Raw genomic sequence first — 3245 nt, 5'->3', positions numbered from 1 at the left:
ATCGAAGGTGAGCGAGGTGTTGTCGACCAGCCAGACGGCGGTCGCCTTCGGCATCAGAATCTCGGTCATGACGGTCTTTCCAAAATGACGGCGCCCGGCCTTTCGGCCGGGCGGTGCAATCAAGCAGGCCTCCATATAGGCCCGTTCGACGCTCAAGAAAACGACAATCGGCGGCTGCAATCTAGCCGGACTTTTCCAGCCGCTCGCGCAGCAGCGCCGCATCGGCCGGGGCTGCGCTTTTGATATCGTTGTCGAAATAGGCGTAGACGTCCTTGCCGCCCCGCCGCCAGGCCGCGATCCGCCGGGCCCAGTCGTCCAGCACGGACGCAGGGTAGCGCCCCTTGTAGCGTCCGCCCGGCCCGTGGCCGCGCACATAGACGAAGGAGGCCGTCGTCTCCCACGGCGCGGGCGCATGGTGGTGATCAGAGATGCAGAGCGCCGCATCATGGTCGGCCAGCAGGTCCAGCACCGGCCGCTCGTACCAGCTCGGATGGCGGAACTCGAACACCCACCGTCCCTTCGGCGTCATGCCCAGGAACCGGGCCAGCTGCGCATCGTCGCGGTGCAGGCTGGGCGGGGTCTGCACCAGGGCCGGCCCGCGCTTGTCGCCCAGCAGGGACATCCGCCGCCAGACCAGGTCGACCGACTCCTCGCAATCGCGCAGCCGCCTGTTGTGGGTGATGTAGCGGCTGACCTTCCAGGCGAAGCAGAAGCCGCAGGGCGTCTGGGCGGTCCAGGCCTCAACCGCCTTGGCGCTGGGCAGCCGATAGAAGCTGGCGTTGATCTCGGTGGTCTCGAACTGCGAGGCGTAGAAGGCCAGCAGGTCCTTGGACCGCGTCCCCTTGGGATAGAACGGCCCGATCCAGTCGCGATACGCCCAGCCCGAACACCCGATATGCAACGCGGTCACCGAAAACTCCCCGGCTGCGCAAAATCACAAGTTCGGAAAGTCGGACGGCTGGCGGATGTTCCCTGGAGACATTCGCCGCGGACGTGCCAAAGTCATCGCAACAACGACCCTTAGGGAGGGCGCCAGGGATGAAGGGCGCGATCAGTTCGATCGCCGCCGCCGGGCTTCTGTCGGCATGCGCGACGACCCCGCCGGCCACCACCACCGCAGCCATGACGGCGCCGCGCGTCGACTATAGTCGCTGGTCGTGCAGCAAGATTTCCGCCGAGCTCGCCCTGACCCAACGCGCCATGGTCTCTGTCTCGCGCCGCGAGCGCCGGGCGACCTCGGAGGCGCAGACCGCCGAGGCCTTCCTGTTCCCAGCCTCCCTGGGCGCGCCCCCACCGGCGGCCAGCGAGAACCTGGAGGCGCGGCTCGCCGACCTGCGGCGCGCTTCGCGCGCCAAGCGCTGCAACAGCGACTGGAGGCAGGACACCGCCACCGCCTGAGAAGTTTGTGTCCGCCGGCCCTGGCGGTCGCTGCGATCGGCCGTTAGCGTCGCGGTGAACGGAGCAAGTATGGACATGGACCGGTACGCCGCAGCAGCGCGCGAGGCGCTGAACTTCATCGAGGCTCAACGGGACGGCGCCATCTGGCGCTGGCACGACGATCCCAAGGCGCGAGCGAACCATTCGCTCTACAACGGCGCCGGGGGCGTCGCCCTGCTGCTGCTGGAACTGCACGCCGGCTCTCCCGACCCGGACCTGCTGGCCAAGGCGACGGCCGCAGGAGACGAGATTCTGGCCTACGTGGCGTCCGGACCGGAGATTTCAGTCAACCCCTCGAGGGGCTGGGCCAGCTACCTCTTCGTCCTCAACGAACTGGCCAAGGCCACCGGCGAGGAGCGCTTCCGCAAGGGCGCGGTCGCCTGCCTGGACCGCATCGAGCAGGCCGCCCGCCCGCTCGGCGCCGGGGTCGGCTGGGTGGAGCCGGCGCCCTTCGCCGACATCACCGGGTTCTCCGACGAGCGGGAGATCTACGACCAGTCGGTCGGGGCGGCCGGGGTGATCCTGAACCTGGTCTACGCCCATCGCGAGGGCCTGGACGACCGCGCCCTGCCCCTGGCCCTGGCCGCGGGCGAGCGGTTGCTGGAAGTCGCCGAGCCCACCGACGACGGCCTGCGCTGGCGGATGATGGCCGACATGCCGTTCCAGTTCACCACGCCCAACTTCGCCCACGGCGGGGCCGGCGTCGGCTACGCCCTTGTCCAGCTCCACCGCGAGACCGGCGAGGCCCGCTGGCTGGACGCGGCCAAGGAGGCGGCGCGCTACACCATGAGCCGCGCCCACTCGACCGGCGCGCGCGGCGCCCTGGTCTGCCACAACGAAGACACCCGCCGGCCGATCTTCTATCTCGGCGCCTGCCACGGCCCGGCCGGGACGGGGCGTCTGCTGCTGGAACTGTCGGACCTGACCGGCGAGCCGCGCTGGGAAGAAGACCTGCATCGCCTGATGACCGGCATCGAGGAGATCGGCGCGCCCGAGACGCGCTCGGCCGGCTTCTGGAACAACCATGGCCAATGCTGCGGCGACGCCGGCGTGGGCGAGTTCGCCCTGCTGGCCGCCCAGCGCACCGGCCGGGCCGAATATGTCGACGTCGCCCGCCGCTGCGCCGAAGTGATCCTGGAGGCGGCCGAGGTCGAGGACGGCCAGCGCCGCTGGCGGCAGGCCGAGCACCGCGACCGGCCCGACTTCCTCCAGGCCCAGACCGGCTACATGCAGGGCGCAGCCGGCATCGCCAGCTTCCTGCAGCACCTGTCGGGAACCCTGGCGGGCGCGCCTGTGAAGATCAGGGCCCCCGACTGGCCGCCCGCCAAGGCCTAAAGCCCCGGCCTCAGTCCAAGGGCCGGCGGCCGACGATGCGCAGGCCATAGCCGCCCGAGCCCGGCAGCACGGTCTTGGAGTTGGACAGCAGCTCCATGTCGCGCACGCCCAGGTCCAGCAGGATCTGGGCGCCGACGCCGTAGTCGCGCAGCACGTTGGCGCCCAGGTCGGCCCCAGGCTCGGCGCCGTAGCGCTCCGACAGCCAGGCCGGGTTGGAATCGCGGATGAACACCGCCACGCCCGCGCCCTCATAGGCGGCGATCGCCTCCAGGGCCTTGGGGATGTAGTCGCGGCGCGCCTCGGCGTGGCCCAGCATGTCGGCGGCCATGTCGACGCGGTGCATGCGCACCAGGGTCGTCTTGTCCGGGTCGATCTTGCCCTTGGTCAGGACCACATGCTCGGTCTTGTCGAGGATGTTCCGGTAGATCAGCATCCGGAAGCGCCCGCCATAGGCGCTGTCGAACGGCGTCTCC

General features: G+C 69.9%; 3 protein-coding genes and 2 pseudogenes. 2 read left to right on the top strand and 3 right to left on the bottom strand.

Annotated elements, in window-relative coordinates:
* Positions 1-180, bottom strand: a pseudogene (locus tag ACE3TL_RS16745) (hypothetical protein); the annotation flags it as partial.
* Position 181: 1 nt separating this feature from the next.
* Entirely contained in the window at positions 182-910 is a 729-nt protein-coding gene (locus ACE3TL_RS16740; RefSeq protein ID WP_374579795.1) for a DUF72 domain-containing protein, read from the bottom strand.
* Positions 911-1038: 128 nt separating this feature from the next.
* On the opposite strand from ACE3TL_RS16740, the gene ACE3TL_RS16735 reads away from it, so the two are divergent.
* Together ACE3TL_RS16735 and ACE3TL_RS16730 are read left to right on the top strand one after the other, a co-directional pair.
* Positions 1039-1398, top strand: a complete 360-nt coding sequence (locus tag ACE3TL_RS16735) for a hypothetical protein (RefSeq protein WP_374579794.1) — start codon at positions 1039-1041, stop codon at positions 1396-1398.
* Between the two features lie 69 nt (positions 1399-1467).
* Positions 1468-2772, top strand: coding sequence for a lanthionine synthetase LanC family protein (locus ACE3TL_RS16730; RefSeq protein ID WP_374579793.1), 1305 nt, complete (start codon positions 1468-1470; stop codon positions 2770-2772).
* A gap of 10 nt (positions 2773-2782) precedes the next feature.
* Here ACE3TL_RS16730 and ACE3TL_RS16725 read toward each other — a convergent pair.
* A pseudogene (locus tag ACE3TL_RS16725) lies at positions 2783-3245 on the bottom strand (3,4-dihydroxy-2-butanone-4-phosphate synthase); the annotation flags it as partial.

The organism is Phenylobacterium sp. (genome assembly GCF_041920015.1).
In the GTDB taxonomy this organism is placed as follows: domain Bacteria; phylum Pseudomonadota; class Alphaproteobacteria; order Caulobacterales; family Caulobacteraceae; genus Phenylobacterium.
This window is presented reverse-complemented; position numbering and strand designations above follow the sequence as displayed.

Bases quoted from the DNA above. Each gene is read 5' to 3' on its own strand.
- ACE3TL_RS16730 (WP_374579793.1), top strand. From the start codon at position 1,468: ATGGACATGGACCGGTACGCCGCAGCAGCGCGCGAGGCGCTGAACTTC.
- ACE3TL_RS16735 (WP_374579794.1), top strand. From the start codon at position 1,039: ATGAAGGGCGCGATCAGTTCGATCGCCGCCGCCGGGCTTCTGTCGGCA.